At 74.3% G+C, this 20,049-nt stretch carries 18 protein-coding genes; 3 read left to right on the top strand and 15 right to left on the bottom strand.

The window, feature by feature from the left end; genetic code table 11:
* Positions 1-36: 36 nt before the first annotated feature.
* From BS72_RS28060 to BS72_RS28005, 12 genes are all read right to left on the bottom strand, one after another.
* A complete protein-coding gene (locus BS72_RS28060) occupies positions 37-1,137 on the bottom strand; it encodes an aminopeptidase P family protein (RefSeq protein ID WP_037914544.1) in 1,101 nt (366 codons plus the stop codon).
* Between the two features lie 124 nt (positions 1,138-1,261).
* The gene (locus BS72_RS28055) at positions 1,262-2,032 is read right to left on the bottom strand and encodes an AAA family ATPase (RefSeq protein WP_037914542.1); all 771 of its coding nucleotides are present in this window, start codon (positions 2,030-2,032) and stop codon (positions 1,262-1,264) included.
* A 202-nt stretch (positions 2,033-2,234) separates the two neighbouring features.
* Positions 2,235-2,675: a type II 3-dehydroquinate dehydratase gene (aroQ, locus tag BS72_RS28050; RefSeq protein ID WP_037914539.1), complete on the bottom strand. Its 441-nt coding sequence runs from the start codon at positions 2,673-2,675 to the stop codon at positions 2,235-2,237.
* Complete coding sequence (aroB, locus tag BS72_RS28045) at positions 2,672-3,790, bottom strand: 3-dehydroquinate synthase (RefSeq protein WP_051951774.1); 1,119 nt, start codon at positions 3,788-3,790, stop codon at positions 2,672-2,674. The genes aroQ and aroB overlap by 4 nt, the downstream gene beginning before the upstream one ends.
* The gene (locus BS72_RS28040; RefSeq protein ID WP_037914537.1) at positions 3,787-4,320 is read right to left on the bottom strand and encodes a shikimate kinase; all 534 of its coding nucleotides are present in this window, start codon (positions 4,318-4,320) and stop codon (positions 3,787-3,789) included. Before BS72_RS28040 ends, aroB begins: the two co-directional genes overlap by 4 nt.
* Positions 4,317-5,501, bottom strand: coding sequence for a chorismate synthase (aroC, locus tag BS72_RS38870; protein ID WP_037914536.1), 1,185 nt, complete (start codon positions 5,499-5,501; stop codon positions 4,317-4,319). The genes BS72_RS28040 and aroC overlap by 4 nt, the downstream gene beginning before the upstream one ends.
* Before the next feature lie 166 nt (positions 5,502-5,667).
* Complete coding sequence (locus BS72_RS28030) at positions 5,668-6,498, bottom strand: shikimate dehydrogenase (RefSeq protein WP_037914534.1); 831 nt, start codon at positions 6,496-6,498, stop codon at positions 5,668-5,670.
* Entirely contained in the window at positions 6,495-8,498 is a 2,004-nt protein-coding gene (gene mltG / locus BS72_RS28025) for an endolytic transglycosylase MltG (protein WP_037914532.1), read from the bottom strand. The genes BS72_RS28030 and mltG overlap by 4 nt, the downstream gene beginning before the upstream one ends.
* Before the next feature lie 101 nt (positions 8,499-8,599).
* Positions 8,600-9,064 (bottom strand): Holliday junction resolvase RuvX, encoded by a 465-nt coding sequence (gene ruvX, locus BS72_RS28020; RefSeq protein WP_037914530.1) that lies wholly within the window; start codon positions 9,062-9,064, stop codon positions 8,600-8,602.
* A gap of 43 nt (positions 9,065-9,107) precedes the next feature.
* Positions 9,108-11,777 carry an alanine--tRNA ligase gene (gene alaS, locus BS72_RS28015; protein WP_037914528.1) on the bottom strand — a complete coding sequence of 890 codons (2,670 nt, stop codon included), beginning with the start codon at positions 11,775-11,777 and terminating at the stop codon, positions 9,108-9,110.
* A complete protein-coding gene (locus BS72_RS37545) occupies positions 11,777-12,157 on the bottom strand; it encodes a DUF6167 family protein (protein WP_063836154.1) in 381 nt (126 codons plus the stop codon). Before BS72_RS37545 ends, alaS begins: the two co-directional genes overlap by 1 nt.
* Positions 12,158-12,161: 4 nt before the next feature.
* Positions 12,162-12,599: a DUF948 domain-containing protein gene (locus tag BS72_RS28005; protein ID WP_078901691.1), complete on the bottom strand. Its 438-nt coding sequence runs from the start codon at positions 12,597-12,599 to the stop codon at positions 12,162-12,164.
* A 520-nt stretch (positions 12,600-13,119) separates the two neighbouring features.
* Between BS72_RS28005 and BS72_RS38865 the strand changes: the two genes are divergently transcribed.
* Positions 13,120-15,345 (top strand): ATP-binding protein, encoded by a 2,226-nt coding sequence (locus tag BS72_RS38865; protein WP_407639024.1) that lies wholly within the window; start codon positions 13,120-13,122, stop codon positions 15,343-15,345.
* 180 nt (positions 15,346-15,525) lie between these two features.
* On the top strand, positions 15,526-16,071 hold the full coding sequence (locus BS72_RS32865; RefSeq protein ID WP_051951773.1) for a hypothetical protein: 546 nt from the start codon (positions 15,526-15,528) through the stop codon (positions 16,069-16,071).
* Between the two features lie 180 nt (positions 16,072-16,251).
* On the opposite strand, the gene rpsD is transcribed toward BS72_RS32865, so the two are convergent.
* Positions 16,252-16,863: a 30S ribosomal protein S4 gene (gene rpsD / locus BS72_RS27990; protein WP_037914523.1), complete on the bottom strand. Its 612-nt coding sequence runs from the start codon at positions 16,861-16,863 to the stop codon at positions 16,252-16,254.
* 55 nt (positions 16,864-16,918) lie between these two features.
* On the opposite strand from rpsD, the gene BS72_RS27985 reads away from it, so the two are divergent.
* Entirely contained in the window at positions 16,919-17,752 is an 834-nt protein-coding gene (locus tag BS72_RS27985; protein ID WP_037914521.1) for a DUF2470 domain-containing protein, read from the top strand.
* Positions 17,753-17,871: 119 nt separating this feature from the next.
* Here the strand turns inward: BS72_RS27985 and BS72_RS27980 are convergent, their stop codons facing one another.
* Positions 17,872-19,227 carry a replication-associated recombination protein A gene (locus BS72_RS27980; protein WP_037914519.1) on the bottom strand — a complete coding sequence of 452 codons (1,356 nt, stop codon included), beginning with the start codon at positions 19,225-19,227 and terminating at the stop codon, positions 17,872-17,874.
* Positions 19,228-19,361: 134 nt separating this feature from the next.
* A complete protein-coding gene (locus BS72_RS27975) occupies positions 19,362-20,024 on the bottom strand; it encodes a vitamin K epoxide reductase family protein (RefSeq protein WP_037914516.1) in 663 nt (220 codons plus the stop codon).
* Between the last annotated feature and the right edge of the window lie 25 nt (positions 20,025-20,049).

Here is a 20,049-nt window from a genome sequence, read left to right as displayed (position 1 = left end):
CGGGACCGCGGAGCCTCCGGCCTGGTCACCTGGTGATCACAGGGCGAGGAGCTCCTTGGTCGTGATGGTAAGTAGCTCGGGCCCGCCGTCCGCCGCGGGACGCACGACGAGTGTGTCGTCGATCCGGACCCCGCCTCGGCCCGGAAGGTGGACCCCCGGCTCGACGGTGACCGGCACACAAGCGTCCAGTTTACCCATGGCACCGGGTGACAACTGCGGGTCCTCGTCGATTTCCAGGCCCACGCCGTGGCCGGTCCACGGCGCGAGCGCCTCCGTGTGGCCCGCGACGGTGAGCGGCTGGCGGGTGGCCCGGTCCACGTCACGGCAGGCCACACCGGGGGCGAGGGCCTCCCGGCCGGCCCGCTGGGCGGCGAAGACCAGATCGTACAGCTCGATCTGCCAGGCCGCCGGAGCGGTGCCGATGACGAAGGTGCGGCCGACCTCGCAGCGGTAGCCGTGGTAGCAGGCACCGAGCCGCACGGTGAGGAAGTCGCCCTCCTCGACCCGCCGGTCGGTGGGTGCGTGGCGGGGGGCGCCGGAGTGCGGCCCGGTGCCCACGCAGGTGGCGAAGGCGGGGCCGTCCGCGCCGTGGTCGACGAGCCGGCGTTCCAGCTCCAGCGCCAGGTGCCGCTCGGTGCGGCCGACGAGGATCGACTCCAGGAGCTCGCCCAGGGCCTGGTCGGAGATCTCGGCGGCGATCCGCAGGCTGGCGATCTCGTGCTCGTCCTTGATCAGCCGCAGCTGCTCGACGGCGCCGCCCAGGTCGGTCAGGCGCAGGCCGTCGGCGACCGAGCGCAGCGCGCGGTGGCGGGCCACGGTGAGGTGGTTCTCCTCCACCGCCAGCCCGTCGGCCCGGAGCGTCATCGCGAGGTCGGCGGCGGCCACGGCGGCGTCACCGTCCGAGGAGGGCAGCACGACGTCGCGCAGGTCGTCCGGCGCCTGGTCGCCGTCCGGCGGCGGCCGCAGGTGGACGAGGGTGTCCTGCTCCCCGGGGCCCACCAGCAGCGCGCCGCCCACCGGGGCGCCGCCCGTCAGGTAGCGCAGGTTGGCCGGCCGCGTGACCAGTGCGGCGGCCGCACCGGACGCCGCGCACCGTTCCCGCAGCCGCGCTCTGCGTACGGAGTGCACTTCCGCCATGCCGCGAGCGTACGGCCTCGCCTCCGCCCCGGCCTCTCCACACCGTCCGCCCGGGCGAACCCGGCCCCGTGGGCGGGGCCGCGCGCCCTGTCCGGCGCCTCGCGGGCCGGACAGCCGCCGGGACTCACCAGATCGGGGGCCCCTGGAGGCTGCGGGTGACGACGCGGTCGAGGGCCGCGGAGGCGGCTTCCACGCCGAGGTGGGAGTTGTCGATGATGGGCAGCCCGGAGCCGTACCAGCCGGCCATGCGGCCGTGGATGCGGGCCACCTCCTCGTCGGCGAGGCGGCGGTTGCCGGTGCGCTCGGCGTTGCGGGCCAGCACCACGTCCAGGCCGGGCAGCAGCACCACCGGCAGCAGGCCGGAGCCGACGTGGCGCTTCCAGCCGCCGAGGCCGACGGCGGGGCGGTCGGGGAAGACGGCGTCGTCGATGATGCAGGACACGCCGTTGGCCAGGAAGTTGCGGGCGGCGAAGCCGCAGGTGCGGCGGGCCAGCCGGTACTGGGCCTCGGAGTGCTCGTTCCAGCCGGCCTGGGGGTCGGCGAAGCCGGCCCGGACCCATTCGCGGACGTCGTCGAGGCTGATGTGCGCGGTGGGCGCGGCGCGGTGGTCGGCCCAGTGGCGGGCGAGGGTGGTCTTGCCGGCGCCGGCCGCGCCGATCAGCAGCACGGCTATCGGCCCGTGCGCCGGGCCGTGCGGCGGCCCGCCGCCGTGGGCGGGGGCGTGCGCGGGCACCGCCGGCGGCGGAGTCGGCGGAGTCGGCGGAGTCGGCGGCAGCGTCGGCGGCGGGAAGTGGCCGGCGGAGCCGTGGGGCGGCGCGGAGGGCGGCGGCCCCGGGGCGGGCGCGTGCTGCGGCGACGGGCCGCCGGGCTGCGGCGCCCCCACGGCGTGCTGCATATCGGCCGACTCCATCCGTGCGGAGGTTGCGCGAACCCTGGCGGTGCTCGGGGAGGACCGCGCGCGACGGCCCCCGATCGCACCGAACGCTACCGCGAGCAGGGCGGGTTGTGTGAACACCCTGGCCCCGGACCGGCCCATGACCGGCCCCGGAGCCACGGCGGCGGGCCGGGGCGGCCCGCCGCCGGGTGCCGGACCGGGCCTAGACGAGCTCCTCCGCGATGGCGCGCAGGGCGAGGTGGTAGGAGCCGATGCCGAAGCCGGCGACGGTGCCGGAGGCCACCGCGGCCACCACCGAGTTGTGCCGGAACTCCTCGCGCGCGTGCGGGTTGGAGATGTGCACCTCGACCAGCGGCGCGGTGCGCTGCGCCGCCGCGTCCCGCATGGCGTACGAGTAGTGGGTGAACGCGCCGGGGTTGAGGACGACGGGCAGCCGGCCGTCGGCGGCCTCGTGCAGCCAGCGGATCAGTTCGCCCTCGTCGTTGGTCTCGCGCACCTCGACGTCGAGGCCGAGTTCGGCACCGAGTTCGCCGCAGGACTCCACCAGCCCCGCGTAGGAGGTGGCGCCGTACACGTCGGGCTCGCGGGAGCCGAGGCGGCCGAGGTTGGGGCCGTTGAGGACCAGGACGCGGCGGGCGGTCACGCGGCCACCTCCCCGTACGCGGCCAGCAGCATCGCCGGGTCGGGGCCCTCCAGGACCACCGGGCGGGCGAGGCCGTTGAGCACGATGAAGCGCAGCAGGTTGCCGCGGGACTTCTTGTCCAGCCGCATGTTCTCCAGCAGCCGCGGCCACTGGTCGCCGCGGTAGGTCAGCGGCAGGCCGAGGGAGGCGAGCACGGCGCGGTGGCGGTCGGCGGTGGCGTCGTCCAGCCGGCCGGCCAGGCGGCCGAGTTCGGCGGCGAAGACCATGCCGACGGAGACCGCGGCGCCGTGCCGCCAGCTGTAGCGCTCGTTCTTCTCGATGGCGTGGCCGAGGGTGTGGCCGTAGTTGAGGAACTCGCGCGGGCCGGACTCCTTGAGGTCGGCGGAGACCACCTCGGCCTTGACCCGGATGGAGCGCTCGATGAGTTCGGCGGTGTGCGGGCCGCGGGGGCTGCGGGCGGCCGCCGGGTCGGACTCCACCAGGTCGAGGATGACCGGGTCGGCGATGAAGCCGGTCTTGACCACCTCGGCGAGGCCGCTGACGTAGTCGTTGGTGCTCAGCGACTCCAGCGCGGCCAGGTCGCACAGCACCCCGGCCGGCGGGTGGAAGGCGCCCACGAGGTTCTTGCCCTCGGCGGTGTTGATGCCGGTCTTGCCGCCGACGGCCGCGTCGACCATGCCGAGCACGGTGGTGGGCACCGAGATCCAGCGCACGCCGCGCAGCCAGGTGGCGGCGACGAACCCGGCCAGGTCGGTGGTGGCGCCGCCGCCCACGCCGACGACCGCGTCGCTCCGGGTGAAGCCGCTCTGGCCGAGCGCCTTCCAGCAGTAGGCGGCGACCTCGGCGGTCTTCGCCTCCTCGGCGTTGGGCACCTGGATGGCGATGGCCTCGAAGCCCTGCTCGGCGAGGTCCTCGCGGACGGTCTCACCGGTGTCGGCCAGCGCCTCGGGGTGGATGACGGCGACCCGCTCGGCCCGCTCCCCGACCAGGCCGGGGAGTTCGCCGAGGAGTTGGCGGCCGACCAGGACCTCGTACGGGTCGGTGCCGGCGGAGCCGCCGACCGCGATGCGGGTGGGCGGCGCCGTCGGGTCCTGTGCCCGGGTGTTCTCGCTCATGCGTCCTTCAGTTCCAGTGCTTCGAGTACGGCGTCGGCCACGGCCTGCGGGTCGCGGCCCTCGGTGGCGACCACCGCCCGGGCGACCTCGGTGTACAGCGGGCGGCGCTGCTCCATCAGCTCGCGCCAGCGCTGCCGCGGGTTGACCGCCAGCAGCGGCCGGGGCGCGTCCAGGCCGACCCGGTGCACGGCGTCGTGCAGGCTGACGTCGAGGAAGACGACGGCCCGGCCGCGCAGCAGGGCGCGGGTGCCGTCGTCCATGACGGCGCCGCCGCCCAGCGACAGCACCCCCTCGTGGCCGTGCAGGGCGGCGGCCACCGCGGCCCGCTCCAGGGAGCGGAAGTGCGGCTCGCCGTCGTCGACGAAGATGTCGGGGATGGCCTTGCCGGCCGCGGCCTCGATGTCGGCGTCGGTGTCGCGGTAGGCGACGCCGAGGCGGTCGGCCAGCAGCCGCCCCACGGTGGACTTGCCCGCGCCGGGCGGCCCGACCAGGACGACGGCGGGGCCGCCGGCCCCGGCCGGGGCGGTCACCGGATCGCCAGGTGGTCGATGAAGTCGCGGACGTTGCGCCGGGTCTGCGCGACGGAGTCGCCGCCGAACTTCTCGGCGACGGCGTCGGCGAGCACCAGCGCCACCATGGCCTCGGCCACGATGCCGGCGGCCGGCACCGCGCACACGTCGGAGCGCTGGTGGTGGGCCTTGGCGGGCTCGCCGGTGGTGACGTCGATGGTGGCCAGGGCGCGCGGCACGGTGGCGATGGGCTTCATGGCGGCCCGCACCCGCAGGAGTTCGCCGGTGCTCATACCGCCCTCGGTGCCGCCGGAGCGGCCGGTGGAGCGGCGCACCCCGTCCGGGCCCGGCACGATCTCGTCGTGCGCCTGCGAGCCGGGCACCCGGGCCAGGTCGAAGCCGTCGCCGAGCTCCACGCCCTTGATGGCCTGGATGCCCATGAGGGCGGCGGCCAGCCGCGCGTCGAGCCGGCGGTCCCAGTGCACGTGGGAGCCGAGGCCGACGGGGACGCCGTAGGCGAGCACCTCGACGACGCCGCCGAGGGTGTCGCCGTCCTTGTGGGCCTGGTCGATCTCGGCGACCATCGCCTTGGCGGCGGCCTCGTCCAGGCAGCGCACCGGGTCCGCGTCCAGCCGCTCCTCGTCGCCGGGCACCGGCACGACGCCGTAGGGAGCCTTGGCCGCGCCGAGCTCCACGACGTGGGAGACGATCTCGATGCCGGCGGTCTCCTTGAGGTAGGAGCGGGCGACGGCGCCGAGTGCGACGCGGGCGGCGGTCTCGCGGGCGCTGGCCCGCTCCAGCACCGGGCGGGCCTCTTCGAGGTCGTACTTCTGCATGCCGACGAGGTCGGCGTGGCCGGGCCGGGGGCGGGTCAGCGGGGCGTTGCGGGCGAGGTCGGCCAGCACCTGCGGGTCGACGGGGTCGGCGGCCATCACCTGCTCCCACTTGGGCCACTCGGTGTTGCCGACCATCACCGCGACGGGGCTGCCCATGGTCAGTCCGTGGCGGACCCCGCCGAGGAAGGTGACCTCGTCCTGCTCGAACTTCATCCGGGCGCCGCGACCGTAGCCGAGCCGCCGCCGCGCGAGGGCGTCCGCCACGAGGGCGGTGGTGACGGGCACGCCCGACGGCAGGCCCTCCAGTGTCGCGACAAGTGCGGGCCCGTGGGACTCCCCAGCGGTCAGCCAGCGCAATCTGCTCAACGGTTGCTCCCAGGACAAAGTGGTGGTGCGTTCCTCTCGCGGGGCCGTACGGCTCCCGGCGGCCGCCGTCGTCCGTACGGCGCCCCCACGCACGATCCTCCCACGTTCCGCCGACCTGCAGATCCGTGTCCCACCGCTCGGACGCCGGACGGAGGCGGAGGGCGGCTCAGGCCGCGGCGAGGGCCGCCTCGCCGGCGGCGCGCATGGCGGCCAGCGGGGCGGGGGTGCGGCCGGTGTGCTGCTCGACCTGGAGGACGGCCTGGTGGACGAGCAGGTCCAGGCCGCCGGTCACGGCGCCGCCGCGGGCGGTCCAGGCGGCGGCGAGGGCGGTCGGCCAGGGGTCGTACAGGACGTCGAAGAGGGTGCCGGGGGCGGCCGGGACGGCGGCGGCGAGGTGGTCGGCGGCGCCGGCCGGGGTGGTGTTGACGACCAGCGGCGCGGTGAGCGCCTCGGCGGCGTCGTCCCAGGCGGCGGCACGCACGTCGACTCCGAGCCGCTCGCCCCACTGCTGCATCTGCCGGGCCCGTTCGGCGCCGCGCACGTACGCGGTGACCTCGCCGGTGCAGATCCGGGCCAGCGCGGCCAGCGCCGAGGAGGCGGTGGCGCCGGCGCCCAGGACGGCCGCGGCGGGCACGGAGCCGACGCCCCGCTCGGCCAGGGCCGCGACCATGCCGGGGATGTCGGTGTTGTCGCCGAGGCGCCGGCCTTCGGGGGTGAGCACCAGGGTGTTGACGGCCTCGACCGAGCCCGCCGTGGCGGAGACCTCGTCCAGCAGCGGGATGATCGCCCTCTTGAGCGGCATCGTGAGCGACAGCCCGGCCCACTCGGCGGGGTCCATCGCCTCGACGAACGCGGGCAGCGCGGCCTCGTCGACCTCGAACCGGTCGTACCGCCAGCCGTCCAGGCCGAGTTCGGCGTAGGCGGCGCGGTGCAGCGCCGGGGAGAGGGAGTGCGCGATGGGCGATCCGAGGACGGCTGCCCGGCGGGAGGCGGTCATCCGCCGTGCTCCTTCTGGTACTCGTTGAACGCCGCGACGTTCTTCTCGTGTTCGGCGCTGGTGACGGCGAACCGGGTGTCGCCGGGCTTGACGGTGACGAAGTAGAGCCACTGGCCCGGCGTCGGGTTGAGGGCGGCCTCGATCGCCGCGTGGCCGGGGCTGTCGATCGGCCCGGGCGGCAGCCCCTTGTGCAGGTAGGTGTTGTACGGCGACGGGTACTGCGTGTCCTTGAGGGAGGTGGTGAGGGTGGAGCGGCCCATGGCGTAGTTGATCGTGGAGTCGAAGCCGAGGGGGGTGCCGTCGTCGAGGCGGTTGTATATCACCCGCGAGACCTTGCCGAAGTCCCCCGCCTGCTGCGCCTCGGCCTGCACCAGGCTGGCGATCGCGAGGATGTCCTGCGGCGACTTGCCCACCTTCGCCGCGGCGTTCTCCAGGTCGTCCTGGCTGAACTCGGCGTTGGCCTGGCTGACCATCTGCTTGACCACGTCGACGGGCTTCATGGTCGAGGAGATGCTGTACTTCGCCGGGAAGAGGAAGCCCTCGGCGTTGTTGTCCGCCCACGAGGGCAGGCCGAGGTCCTTGTCGCCCTTGACCTGGGCGGCGGTGGTGCCGGCCTTGAGGTGCAGCTTGGCGTCGATGGCCTGGTACACCCGGCTCGCCCGCCATCCCTCGGGGACGATCAGGGCGTTCTGCGACTTCGGGTCGAGCATCATCGTCACGGCCGAGGCGGCGGCCATCTGCTTGTGCAGGATGTAGACGCCGGCCTGGATGTACTGGCCCTTGGGGTTCTTGCCCGCGGCCGAGGTGAAGGCGCCGACGCTCTTGACGACTCCGGCTTCCTTGAGGGCGTTGCCGATCGCCACGAGGGTGGAGCCCTTGGCCACGGTCACCTGGACGTCGCCGCTGCCCTGGCCGGAGTAGTCGGGGGCCGGGCCGAAACGGCTCTCGTAGAAGTGGTAGCCGGCGTAGCCGACGCCGCCGACACCGCCCACCAGCACGGCGAGCACCACCACGCAGGCACAGCCGCTGCGCCGCTTCTTGCCCTCCTTGGGGCCGGCGGAGCCGGACCTGCGGCCGCGGCCGTCGTGCTCGTCCCGGTCGTCGGCCTCGTCGTCCTCGTCCTTCCGGTCGGAGAAGAACGCGTGGTCGGTGGGGTCCTCCTTCTCCGGGTCCCACTCGGCGTCCCAGTCGGTCTCCGAGGGGCGGGTGGAGCGGGTGCCGGGCTCCCGGGTCCGGCGTTCCCGGGTACCCGCGCCGGCCTGGCCGTCCTCGGCGCCGGGACCCGTGCCGAGGGCGTCGGCGTCCTGCCGTCCGGTGCCCGGGATGCCGCCCTGGGGCGCCGCGGCGCCGGAGAACTGCTGAGGCTGGTTCAGGGGCTGCTGGTACTGCTGCTGGTACTGCTGCGTGTTCTGCGGGCCGCGCAGGTCCTGCGGGTTCTGCGGGTTCTGCTGCTGGGGGTAGCCGCCCTGCCCGTAGAAGTCGGCCTGGGCGGCGTAGGGGTCCTGGGGAGCGTGGCCGCCGTAGGGGTCGTGGTACGCGTTCGGCTGGACCGCGGGGCCGGAAGGGCCGCCCGGCTGGCCCTGGTATCCGGCGGGGTAGGAGCCGTTGGCGGTGCCGTGCGAGCCGGCGTCGTAGCCGTCGTAGCCGTCGTATCCGTCGTAGCCCTGCTGGTAGCCCTGGCCCGGGTAGGGCTGCTGGGGCGCCTGGTGCTGCGGGTGGCCCTGCTGCCCGGCGGGGTTCCCGTAACCCTGGTGGCCGTAGTCCTGGGGGGCGTCATAGCCCTGCTGCTGGCCGTAGTCCTGCTGCGGGTAACCCTGTTGGGGGTAGCCGTAGCCCTGCTGCTCGGGGTACTGCTGGCCGGTCGCGTAGGGGTCCTGCCAGCCGCCCTGCTGGGGGTACTGCTGCGGGTGGCCCCCGTATCCCCGGTCCTGGGCCTCGCCGAAGAGCGGGTCCTCGGGGTCCCACGGTTCGGAGCCGGGGCTCCGGCCATAGTCAGTCATCGATCCCCTTGGTACATGGTCGGCAACACGCCTGCCGACCTTGCGAAACGGGCGGCGCCCAGAGGCGCCGCCGTGTCGCGCGGAACGTTACCGTATCGCGATCAGATGACTCCCTCGACGCTCTCGCCGGGAGCCCGCCCCGAGGCCCGTTCGGTCTCCAGTGCGGTTTGCAGGATAACGACCGCGGCGGCCTGATCCACCACCGAACGCCCCTTTTTGGCACGCACCCCCGAGGCACGCAACCCGTGGGTGGCGGTGACGGTGCTCAGCCGCTCGTCCACCAGCCGCACGGGGACCGGCGCGATGAGTTTCGCCACATTCCGCGCGAACTCCCGCACCTTGGCCGCGGCCGGCCCCTCCCCGCCGTTGAGCGAGCGGGGCAGGCCGACCACCACCTCGATGGGCTCGTACTCGCCGACGATGGCCGCCAGCCGCCGCAGGGCGGCCGGCACGTCGCGGCCGGGCACGGTCTCCACCGGGGTGGCCAGGATTCCGTCGGGGTCGCACGAGGCGACCCCGATCCTGGCGTCCCCGACGTCCAGGGCGATCCGGCGCCCGCGCCGCATGCTCCTCGCTTCGCCGGGCTCCGGACGCTGCTCCCCCGTCATCTCACGCCTTCTCCGCCACGAGGCGGCGGACCGCCTCCACGGCCTCGGGCACCGCGGCGGCGTTCTGGCCGCCGCCCTGGGCGACGTCGTCCTTGCCGCCGCCACCGCCGCCGAGGGTCTTGGCCGCGGTGCGGACCAGCTCGCCGGCCTTCAGGCCGCGTTCGCGGGCCGCGTCGTTGACGGCGATGACGGTCTGCGGCCGCCCGCCGGCCACGGCGAAGAGCGCCACCACGGCCGGCCGGCCGCCGCCGACCCGCTGCCGCACGTCCAGCACCAGCCGGCGCAGGTCGTCGGTGCCGGTGCCCTCCGGCACGGTGCCGGTGACCAGGGCGACGCCCTTGACGTCCTCGGCGGCCTCGGCCAGACCGGCCGCGGCCTGGAGCACCTTCTCGGCGCGGAACCGCTCGATCTCCTTCTCCGCGTCCTTGAGCTTGCCCAGCATCCCGGCGATCCGCTCCGGCAGCTCCTCGGGGCGCCCCTTGACCAGCTCGGTGAGCTGGGCGACGACGGTGTGCTCGCGGGCCAGGAAGTTGTAGGCGTCCACGCCGACCAGGGCCTCGACCCGGCGCACGCCGGAGCCGATGGAGGACTCGCCGAGCAGCTTCACCAGGCCAAGCTGGGCGGTGTTCTGGACGTGGGTGCCACCGCACAGCTCCTTGGAGAAGTCGCCGATGGTCACCACCCGGACGTGCTCGCCGTACTTCTCGCCGAACTCGGCGATGGCGCCCTCCGCCTTGGCCCGCGCGATCGGCATCACCTCGGCGGTGACGTCGAGTTCACGGGCCAGCACCTCGTTGATCTGCTGCTCGACGTCGCCCAGGACGGTGCCGGGCACCGCGGTGGGCGAGCCGAAGTCGAAGCGGAAGCGGCCGGGCGAGTTCTCCGAGCCGGCCTGCGCGGCGGTGGGGCCGAGCGCGTCGCGCAGCGCCTGGTGGGTGAGGTGGGTGGCGCTGTGCGCGCGGGCGATGGCCCGCCGGCGGGTGAGGTCGATCTGCGCGTGGACGGCTGCGCCCACGGTCACCTCGCCGACCTGCACGACACCCTTGTGGACGCTGACCCCCGGCACCGGGCGCTGCACGTCGCGCACCTCGACCACGGCGCCGTTGTCCAGCCGGATCCGGCCGGTGTCGGCGAGCTGGCCGCCGCCCTCGGCGTAGAAGGGGGTGCGGTCCAGCACGACCTCGACCTCGTCGCCCTCGGTGGCGGCGGGCGACGGCCGCCCGTCCACCAGCAGGCCGACGACGGTGGCCTCGTTGCCGTCCATGGTGTAGCCGGTGAAGTCGGTGACCCCGGCGCGGTCGGCGACCTCGCGGTACGCGGACAGGTCGGCGTGGCCGGTCTTCTTGGCCTGCGCGTCGGCCTTGGCCCGGTCGCGCTGCTCCTTCATCAGCCGCCGGAAGCCGTCCTCGTCGACGCTCAGCCCCTGCTCGGCCGCCATCTCCAGGGTGAGGTCGATGGGGAAGCCCCACGTGTCGTGGAGCAGGAACGCCTGCTCGCCGGCGAGCACCGAGCCGCCGGCGGACTTGGTCTCGGAGACCGCGGTGTCGAGGATGTTGGTGCCGGCCGAGAGCGTCTTGAGGAAGCGCGACTCCTCGGCCAGCGCCACCGACTCGATCCGCTTGCGGTCGTTGATCAGCTCCGGGTACTGCTGGCCCATCGTGCCGATGACGACGTCGACGAGTTCGGCCACCACCGGGCGCTCGGCGCCCAGCATCCGCATGTTGCGGATGGCGCGGCGCATGATCCGGCGCAGCACGTAGCCGCGGCCCTCGTTGCCGGGGGTGACGCCGTCGCCGATGAGCATCACGGCGGTGCGCATGTGGTCGGCGACGACCCGCAGCGACACGTCGGAGTCGTGGGCGGCACCGTAGTGGACGCCGGTGAGGGCGGTGGCGGTGTCGATGACGGCCCGCAGGGTGTCCGTCTCGTACATGTTCCGGACGCCCTGGAGGATCATCGCCAGCCGCTCCAGCCCGAGGCCGGTGTCGATGTTCCGCGCGGGCAGGTCGCCGAGGATCTCGAAGTTGCCCTTGCCGATGCCGGGGCCGCGCTCGTACTGCATGAAGACCAGGTTCCAGATCTCCACGTAGCGCTCGTCGTTGACGGCGGGGCCGCCCTCGACGCCGAACTCCGGACCGCGGTCGTAGTTGATCTCCGAGCAGGGGCCGCACGGGCCGGGCACGCCCATGGACCAGTAGTTGGAGTCCATGCCGAGCCGCTGGATGCGCTCGGCGGGCACGCCGACGACGTCCCGCCAGATGCGCTCGGCCTCGTCGTCCTTCTCGTAGACGGTGATCCACAGGCGCTCGGGGTCGAGCCCGTAGCCGCCCTCCTCCTGGGAGGAGGTCAGCAGCTCCCAGGCGTACCGGATCGCCTCCTCCTTGAAGTAGTCGCCGAAGGAGAAGTTGCCGCACATCTGGAAGAACGTGCCGTGCCGGGTGGTCTTGCCGACCTCTTCGATGTCGGGGGTGCGCACGCACTTCTGCACGCTGGTGGCGCGCGGGTGCGGCGGCTTGGCCTCGCCGAGGAAGTAGGGCTTGAACGGCACCATGCCGGCGGGGACCAGCAGCAGGGTCGGGTCGTCGGCGATGAGGGACGCCGACGGCACGACGGTGTGCCCGCGCTCCTCGAAGAAGCGCAGCCAGCGGCGGCGGATTTCTGCCGACTCCATCAGTGTTCGTCCTTCCGGTTCACGCGGGCCTGACGGCCGCGGTACGCGACGCCCCAGCGGGATGCCGGGGGCTCGGGGGCCCGCGCGGGCAGCTCGGGGAGGTCCCGGCCGGCCGGCAGGACCCGGGGGTCCTGTTCGTGGTACTGGGTCTGGGGGGCGCCGAGGCCGAGCGCGTCGTTCAGCTCGTCCTGGCGCTGTGCCATGCCGGCGCGCACGTCCCTGGCGAACAGCCGCGCGCGGGCGCCGGCTTCGAGGGCGCGGTCGGCGGCGGTGGCGGCGAGGCTGTCGGGGCCGAGGCGGCGCACGGTGCGCCCGACCTTCACGGTGGTCCACACGCCGGCGGCGGCGCCGGTCAGGAACCAGAACAGGCGGCGGATCATGGTGTCAGTCCTTGGAGCGGCGGTTGCGGCGTCCGCGGCGGGCGGTGGGCAGCACCTGGCCGGACAGCGTGCGGGCGCGGCTCCTGCCGCTGTCGCCGGTCTGGAGTCCGACCGCGCGGCGCACGCCGTAGCCGAAGGCCGCGACCTTCACCAGCGGCCCGCCGAGGGTGGCGGCCACCGTGGAGGACAGCGCGGAGGCGTTGGCGGCCACCTCGGCGACGTCGGAGGTGATGCCGTCCACCCGGTCGAGCTGGCTGTGGGCGGCGCGCAGGGCGTCGGAGGCCTCGCCGAGCAGGGGCACGGCCTGCTCGGTCAGCCCGGCCACCAGCTCGGTGGTCTGCCGGAGGGTCTGGGCGAGCCGGACCAGGGCGACGGCGAGGAACGACACCAGGATCGCCCAGAAGACCGCCAGAACGAGGCCGGCCACCTCTCCACCCGACACGCTGCGCTCTCCTTCTTGGCTCACCACGCCGTGCACCAGGTCGGTGCGCCACCGACCCTATCGCGCCAGTGGCTTCCGCCCCGACCTCGGCGCCGTTCGGAGGTTCGCGGACGCGGAACGCGGTTCCGCCCCGCCCGGCGGCGCCCCCGGACCCTCGCGCTCCGGGTACGCCTCGCGGCCTCAGCGCCCCCGGCACTCGCGACACCGCTGCTGCCCCTGGTGTTCCTGAGTGCTTCCGGGCGTTCTCGGCTCCCCCAGCGCTCGCGTACCGGACGGTCGGCCCCGCACGGGCAAGCGGGGTCCCAGGTTTCGCACGAGGGGATGACGTCCCACACCTCGGCACGCACTGCTTTCGGGTCCGACCTGGCGCGGGGGCCGCCATCCGCCGGGGCCGGACCGGCGGCAGCCCGGGCCGCGGCGAGGGCCCCGCTCCGCCGTCGAAGCGCTCCTATCAGACAAGGGTGCTCCACGTCGAGCGTGATTGTACGCTGCGCACATCCCCCCGTACGCTCCGTGCACCATGGAGTCCGTGGGAAACCTGCCTGCCGAACTCACCGCCTTCCTCGGCCGCCGCGCCGAACTCGTCGCGGCCGAAGCACACATGGCCCGTTCGCGCCTGGTCACCGTGACCGGGCCGGGCGGCGTCGGGAAGTCCCGGCTCGCCCTTCAGACGGCCCGCCGCACGCAGGACGGCTTCCGCGACGGCGTCCGGTTCGCCGATCTCTCGGAGCTGCGCGACCCGGCCCAACTGGCCCGCACGGTGGCCGAGGCCGTCGGGCTGCCCGGCGGTGCCCCGCGCTCGCCGCGCTCGGCCCGCGCCGCCCTCGCGGAGCACCTGGCCGGCCGCGAACTGCTGCTCGTCGTCGACGGGTTCGACCGGGTACGGGAGGAGGCCGCGGCCCTGATCGGCACGGTGCTGCGACGGGCGCCGGGCCTGCGGGTGCTGGCGGCCGGCCGCCGGCCGCTGGGCCTGACCGGGGAACGGCTGCTTCCGCTGGCCCCGCTGACGGCGCCCGGCGAGGCCGTGGCGCTGTTCGCGGAGCGGGCGGCGGAGGTGGTGCCGGGCTTCCGCGTCGACTCCTCCAACGCCGCGGAGGTGGCCGAGCTGTGCGCGCGCCTCGACGGGCTGCCGCTGGCCCTGGAGCTGGCGGCGGCCCGGCTGCGGGCGCTGTCGGTGGGGGAGCTGCTGGACCGGCTCGACGACCGGTTCCGGCTGCTGGCCGGCGGCGACCCGGCCGGCCCGGAGCGGCACCGGGCGCTGCGCACCACGGTCGGCTGGAGCCATGAGCTGTGCACGCCCGAGGAGCGGCTGCTGTGGGCACGGCTGTCGGCCTTCGCCGGCTCCTTCGAGCTGGAGGCGGCCGAGTACGTCTGCGCCGGCCCGGACCTGGCGCCGCCCGACGTCGCCGAGGCCCTGGAGGGCCTGGTGGCGCAGTCCGTGGTGGTGCGCGAGGTGCGCGACGAGCGGGTCCGCCCGGCCCCGGGCCGAGGCCGCGGGCCGGACGGCGGCGACGATGACGACCCGGGCGCGCTCACCGGCCTGACCGGGTCGGGGACGCCCTGGGGCGTCGGGCGGCCGGCCCCGGTGCGGGGCACCCGCTACCGGCTGCTGGAGAGCGTCCGGGAGTACGGTGCCTGGTGGCTGGCCGAGCTCGGCGACGTCCCGCGGATGCGCCGCCGCCACCGCGACTGGTACCTGGGCCTGGCCACCTGGTGCGAGCTGGAGTGGCTCGGTCCCCGGCAGCCGGAGGTGGCCGCGCGGGTCACGACCGAGCTGCCGAACCTTCGGGCCGCGCTGGAGCTGAGCCTGGACGGCCCGGGCGAGGACCCTGCCGTCGGCCAGTACCTCGCCGGCACGCTGTGGTTCTGCTGGGTGGGTTGCGGGCGGCTCGCCGAGGGACGGCACTGGCTGCGGCGGGCGCTGGACGCCGGCGGCTCGCACGGCGGCGCGCGGGCCAAGGCGATGGGCGCGTACGGCGGGGTCGCGCTCCTCCAGGGCGACTTCACGGCCGCCTTCGCCGTACTGCGGCAGTGCCGGGAGGAGGCCGCTGCCGGCGGGAACGCCACGGCCGAGGTGTCCGCGACGCACCAACTGGGGTATCTGGCGCTGCTCTCGGACGACGCTCCGGCGGCCGAGCGGTTCCTCGCCGAGGCCCTGTACGGATACCAGCGGCTCGGGCTGCTGGACGGCACGGTGCTCATGGGGCAGGTCGGGCTGGCGATGGCGGCCGCGCTCCAGGGCGACGTCGCGCGGGCGGCACGGCTGGCCGAGGAGACCCGGGAGCTCTGCCTCGACCGGGGCGAGCAGTGGGCGCGGACCTACGCCCTGTACGTCCTCGCCTACACCGCCTGGCTCGACGGCGCGTCCCGCCGGGCCCGCCGGCTGGCCGAGCAGGCCCTGTCCACCGGGTACGCCCTGCACGACCTGCTGGGTTCACTGCTCGCCCTCGACCTGCTGGTCCTGGTCACCGAGCAGGAGGGGGCGCACCGGGAGGCCGCGGTGCTCCAGGGCGCGACCACCCGACTGTGGGACGACATCGGCCCGCGCCTGTTCGGCTCCCGCTCCTTCACCGCACCGCACACGGCCTGCGAGCAGCGGGTACGCCACCGTCTGGGCGACCGCGCGTACGCGGAGGCGCTCCGCGAGGGCGGCCGGCTCTCCTTCGACGCCACGGCCCGCCGCGCCCTCACCCCCCGCGCCTGCCTCCCCCGCCCCCGCTCTGCGACCACTCCCCTCCCCCGCTGACCGCCGCTGACCGCCGGTACCGTCGAACGGCTCCGCTCGGCGCGGGGACCTGTGTACGCTCCTGGCCGCTCGGCCAACGCGTGGACGAAGCCGTCAGGCGCCTCCGCTCCGCGCCGACGACAACCGGACAGGGGGTCCATCGTGGATGGGGAAGAGTGGGCGCGCCGTCGCCTGGAGTGCATGGCCTCGCTCCGTGAGGAACGCCGTCGCGCCCGCGAGGCCGGGGAGGAGTACGCCGATCTGCTGGACGTGGGGATCGAGCTCGACCCCGGCGCCCCGCTGCCGCACGTGCTGGCTGACGGGCGCAGCGTCTTCGTCCTGTTCTACCTGCGCGCCGACAGCCACCTCCCCCACAGCACCGCCGTCACCGTGGTGACCCCGCAGGCCGCCCACGAGCCGATCGGCCTGATCGAGTTCACCGGGGCGCACTCGGTGAAGTTCGGCAGACCCAATGACGAGGCCCTCCACGGACATCCCCTGCACGGACGGGGCCTGGAGGCCTACGAGGTGCACGAGGTCCGCAACTCCCGCTGGATCAGCGAAGCGGAGCGGATCAACTCCGTCCACCCCGGCCACCGGCCGGGCTGGCACGACACGCTGCGGCACTTCGTGGTCACCTTCCACGACGAGATGCTGGAGTGCCTCGCGGGGGACCTGCGCACCGAGATCCACCACAGCAGCCTCGCCGACGCCGTCACCGCGACCGCGGGCCGGATGCTCACCTAGCGCCTCTTCCGGCGGGGTCCGCCCCGCTCGCCGCCCTGGTACGGGCACTCGCCGTGCGGGCCCGACGGCCGACCGGTCCGCCCACGGCGCGTGCCATCCCGCCCGCCGGTGAGCGAACCGCCGGGGGAACACGAAAGGGGGCACCCCCGAGGAGTGCCCCCTGACGTCGGCGCGAGCGCCTCAGCGGGCGTAGAACTCGACCACGAGCTGCTCGTCACAGATCACCGGAATCTCGCTCCGGTTCGGCTCCCGGTCCAGCCGGAAGGCGAGCGCCTGCAGGTTGATCTGGAGGTAGCGCGGGGCCTCGCCCTCGCCGCTCCAGCCGCCTTCGCGGGCGACGACGAACGGCGTCTTCTCGCGGGAGCGCTCACGCACCTGCACGACGTCCTCGGGGCGGACCCGGAACGACGGCTTGTCGACCTTGCGGCCGTTGACCTCGATGTGCCCGTGCACGACCATCTGGCGGGCCTGGTAGATCGTGCGGGCCAGACCGGCGCGCAGCACCAGTGCGTCGAGCCGGCGCTCCAGCTCGACGATGAGCGCCTCGCCCGTCTTGCCCTGGACCTTCTTCGCGCGGTCGTAGGCACGCAGCATCTGCCGCTCGCTGATGTCGTACTGCGCGCGCAGCCGCTGCTTCTCCAGCAGGCGGGTCTTGTAGTCGCTGTTCTGCTTGCGACCGCGACCGTGCTCGCCCGGCGGGTAGGGGCGCGCCTCGAAGTACTTGACCGCCTTGGGGGTGAGCGCGATGCCGAGCGCTCGGGACTTCTTGACCTTGGGACGCGACTGGTTCACGTGCCTGGGACCTCCGTGTAAATTAGGTAAGGCTTACCTTAGCTGAGGAGAACGCATGACTCGACCCGGGAACCCATCACCTGGCCTTGCCGGACTCGCAGGCGACGGTCAGCCGCATCCCGACGGGAAAGAGGCGCGCCCGCAGCCCTCGGCCGCGGAGCGCGCGCGCACTCTCGTCGAGAGTAACTCGTCCCTCGCGCTGACCATTCCCGCGCTGCGCCCGCGGCCCACCGGGCCCGAGCTGCCGCTGCGCCGCTCCGTCGGGCCCGACGGAGACGTCTTTCTGCTGGTCCCGGCCTCCTCCTGGGCCGCCGCCGCGGTCCGGCACGCCGCCGACGACGAGGTGCCGGCTGTGCTGGAGGCCACTGACGTCGCCCCGGTCTCGGTCCCCCACCGCGTGCGCGGCCGGGCCTGGGTCGCCGGCTGGCTCACCCCGGTTCCGGGCGGCGCCTTCGAGAGCGGGACGGAGCTGCTGCGCCTGGAGCCCGGCGACATCACGGTGGACGACCTGTGGGGCGCCGGGCCCGTCGAGCCGGACGAGTTCGCCGACGCGGTCCCCGACCCGCTGGCCGCGGTGGAGGCCGACATGCTCCAGCACCTGGCCGCCTCGCACCCGCACGAGATGGAGCTGCTGTGCGCCCTGCTCCGGCCGGACGCCGGCTGCGCCGGCGGGGCCCGGTGCGCTGACGGGCCGGGCGCGCGGCCGGCGGGCCGGCAGGCGGTGGCCGCGGTGCCGCTGGCCCTGGACCGGTTCGGGCTGCGGGTGCGGTTCACCGGCCCCGAGGGGCCGTTCGACGCGCGCTTCGACTTCCCCTCCCCGGTGGCCGGCCCGGCCGCCGCCCGCCGGGCGCTGCGCACGCTCTTCGCCGCCGCCTCCCTCGACGGCTGAGCCGCCGAGCCGCTGACTCCCTGGGCCGGAGGGGTGCCGAGCCCGGAGGCCGCGCGCCCTCGGACGAAGGCCCGCGACCGCCCCGGCCGCTCTGGCCCCCTGGCTCCCCTGGCCGCCCGCTACTCCGAGGTGCCGGCCAGCCGCGACCGCACCCGCTCCAGCACGTCGGCGTAGCGGGCCTCGGCGCCGTAGCGGGTGGGCTCGTAGTACTGGCGGCCGACCAGCTCCTCGGGCAGGTACTGCTGGGCGGCGATGGCACCGGGCACGTCGTGCGGGTAGACGTACCCCTGGGCGTGGCCGAGCTTGGCCGCGCCCTTGTAGTGCCCGTCCCGCAGGTGCGGCGGCACCGTCCCGGCCCGGCCGGCGCGCACGTCCTCCAGCGCCGCGCCGATCGCGGTGGTGGCGGCGTTGGACTTCGGGGCCAGTGCGAGCGCGATCGTGGCGTGGCTGAGGATCAGCGACGCCTCCGGGAAGCCGATCATCGCCACCGCCTGCGCGGCGGCCACGGCCGTGGGCAGCGCCGTGGGGTCGGCCAGGCCGATGTCCTCGCTGGCGGAGATCATCAGCCGCCGGGCGATGAACCGCGGGTCCTCGCCCGCGGTGATCATGCGGGCCAGGTAGTGCAGCGCCGCGTCCACGTCCGAGCCGCGGATGGACTTGATCAGCGCGCTGGCCACGTCGTAGTGCTGGTCGCCGTCCCGGTCGTAGGCGACGGCCGCGCGGTCGACGGACTCCTCCAGGGTCTCCAGCGTGATCGCGTCCTCGCCCTTGGCCGCGGCCGCGCCGGCGCCCGCCTCCAGCGCGGTCAGCGCCCGGCGCGCGTCACCGCCGGCGATCCGCAGCAGGTGGTCCTCGGAGTCCTCGGGCAGGGCGAGCGCGCCCCCCAGCCCGCGCTCCTCGGCCAGGGCCCGGCGCAGCACCCCGCGGACGTCGTCGTCGCCCAGCGGTTCGAGGGTGAGCAGCAGCGAGCGGGAGAGCAGCGGCGAGATGATCGAGAAGTACGGGTTCTCGGTGGTGGCGGCGATCAGCGTGACCCAGCGGTTCTCCACGGCGGGCAGCAGGGAGTCCTGCTGGGCCTTGCTGAAGCGGTGGATCTCGTCGAGGAAGAGGACGGTCTCGCGCTCGTACCCGCCGGACTGGCGCTTGGCGCTCTCGATGACCGCGCGGACCTCCTTGACGCCCGCGGTGATCGCCGACAGCTCCACGAACCGCTTGTTGGTGGCCTTGCTCACCACGTACGCCAGGGTGGTCTTGCCGGTGCCGGGAGGACCCCACAGGATCACCGAGGAGGCGCCCGTCCGGCCGCCGCCGGCATCACCCACCAGGCGCCGCAGCGGCGACCCCTTGCGCAGCAGGTGCTGCTGCCCCACCACCTCGTCGAGGGTGCGGGGGCGCATGCGCACGGCCAGCGGGGTGCTGGCGGGGTCCCGCTCGCGGCGCTCCTCCGCTGCGGCGCTGAACAGATCCGGCTCCATCCTTGCAGCGTATTGCACCCCTGTGACACCGGAACGCGGACGCCCCCCGGAGGTGCTCCGGAGGGCGTCGGCGTCGCGATGTCGCGGGAGTTCCGGCACGGGCCGCGTGGGCGGCTCGGCGACCGGAACCAGGATCAGATGACGGTCTTCCAGTAGTACCAGAAGTGCGTGAGGATCAGGGTGGCGATCACGCCGTACCAGAGGATGGGCACCACCCAGTGGAACTCCAGCACCAGGGCACGGGCCTTGGCGGGGACCTTGATCAGGCCGTGCTTCATGTTGTGGACGGCCGTGTACCAGAAGATCAGGATGGTGACGACCCAGGCCAGGCTGCACCAGAGGCAGATGGCGCCGATGTTGTAGATCGTCTGGTACTGGAGCCAGGAGATGAAGCACACACCGAACAGGCCGCCGGCCTGCAGGCCGTACCAGAACCACCGCTTGTAGCTGGCGCCCGCGAGGGCCCCCATCGCCAGGCAGATCACCACTCCGTAGGTGACCAGGCCGATGATCGGGTTCTGGAAGCCGAAGATGTGCGCCTGCCGGGACTCCATGACGTCGCCGCAGGAGATCACCGGGTTCAGGCTGCACGAGAAGTGGATCGTCTTGTGGTCGATCTTCGCCTGGAGCAGCTCGAACTTGTCGTTGGTGATGACGAAGGACGCCCACAGGCCCAGCACTCCGCAGACCAGGAGCAGCCAGGTGAACGCCTTGCCCGGAGCGAGGGTGCCGTCACCGCCGGAGACGGGCCCGCGGCCCTCGTCCGTGAGCGTCTCGTCCAGCGCGGAAGTGGTCATGATCGCCGTTCTCTTGGGGTCCGTG

The organism is Actinacidiphila yeochonensis CN732, from assembly GCF_000745345.1.
GTDB classification, from domain to species: Bacteria; Actinomycetota; Actinomycetes; order Streptomycetales; family Streptomycetaceae; genus Actinacidiphila; species Actinacidiphila yeochonensis.
This window is presented reverse-complemented; position numbering and strand designations above follow the sequence as displayed.

Excerpts from the sequence above, each read along its gene's own strand:
- BS72_RS27980 (WP_037914519.1), bottom strand. The coding sequence starts at position 19,227 with ATGGAGCCGGATCTGTTCAGCGCCGCAGCGGAGGAGCGCCGCGAGCGG.
- BS72_RS38865 (WP_407639024.1), top strand. The coding sequence starts at position 13,120 with ATGGAGTCCGTGGGAAACCTGCCTGCCGAACTCACCGCCTTCCTCGGC.
- mltG (WP_037914532.1), bottom strand. The coding sequence starts at position 8,498 with ATGACTGACTATGGCCGGAGCCCCGGCTCCGAACCGTGGGACCCCGAG.
- ruvX (WP_037914530.1), bottom strand. The coding sequence starts at position 9,064 with ATGCGGCGCGGGCGCCGGATCGCCCTGGACGTCGGGGACGCCAGGATC.
- alaS (WP_037914528.1), bottom strand. The coding sequence starts at position 11,777 with ATGGAGTCGGCAGAAATCCGCCGCCGCTGGCTGCGCTTCTTCGAGGAG.
- BS72_RS37545 (WP_063836154.1), bottom strand. The coding sequence starts at position 12,157 with ATGATCCGCCGCCTGTTCTGGTTCCTGACCGGCGCCGCCGCCGGCGTG.
- BS72_RS27975 (WP_037914516.1), bottom strand. The coding sequence starts at position 20,024 with ATGACCACTTCCGCGCTGGACGAGACGCTCACGGACGAGGGCCGCGGG.
- BS72_RS32865 (WP_051951773.1), top strand. The coding sequence starts at position 15,526 with ATGGCCTCGCTCCGTGAGGAACGCCGTCGCGCCCGCGAGGCCGGGGAG.
- BS72_RS28060 (WP_037914544.1), bottom strand. The coding sequence starts at position 1,137 with ATGGCGGAAGTGCACTCCGTACGCAGAGCGCGGCTGCGGGAACGGTGC.
- aroB (WP_051951774.1), bottom strand. The coding sequence starts at position 3,790 with ATGAGCGAGAACACCCGGGCACAGGACCCGACGGCGCCGCCCACCCGC.
- BS72_RS27985 (WP_037914521.1), top strand. The coding sequence starts at position 16,919 with ATGACTCGACCCGGGAACCCATCACCTGGCCTTGCCGGACTCGCAGGC.
- BS72_RS28055 (WP_037914542.1), bottom strand. The coding sequence starts at position 2,032 with ATGCAGCACGCCGTGGGGGCGCCGCAGCCCGGCGGCCCGTCGCCGCAG.
- BS72_RS28030 (WP_037914534.1), bottom strand. The coding sequence starts at position 6,498 with ATGACCGCCTCCCGCCGGGCAGCCGTCCTCGGATCGCCCATCGCGCAC.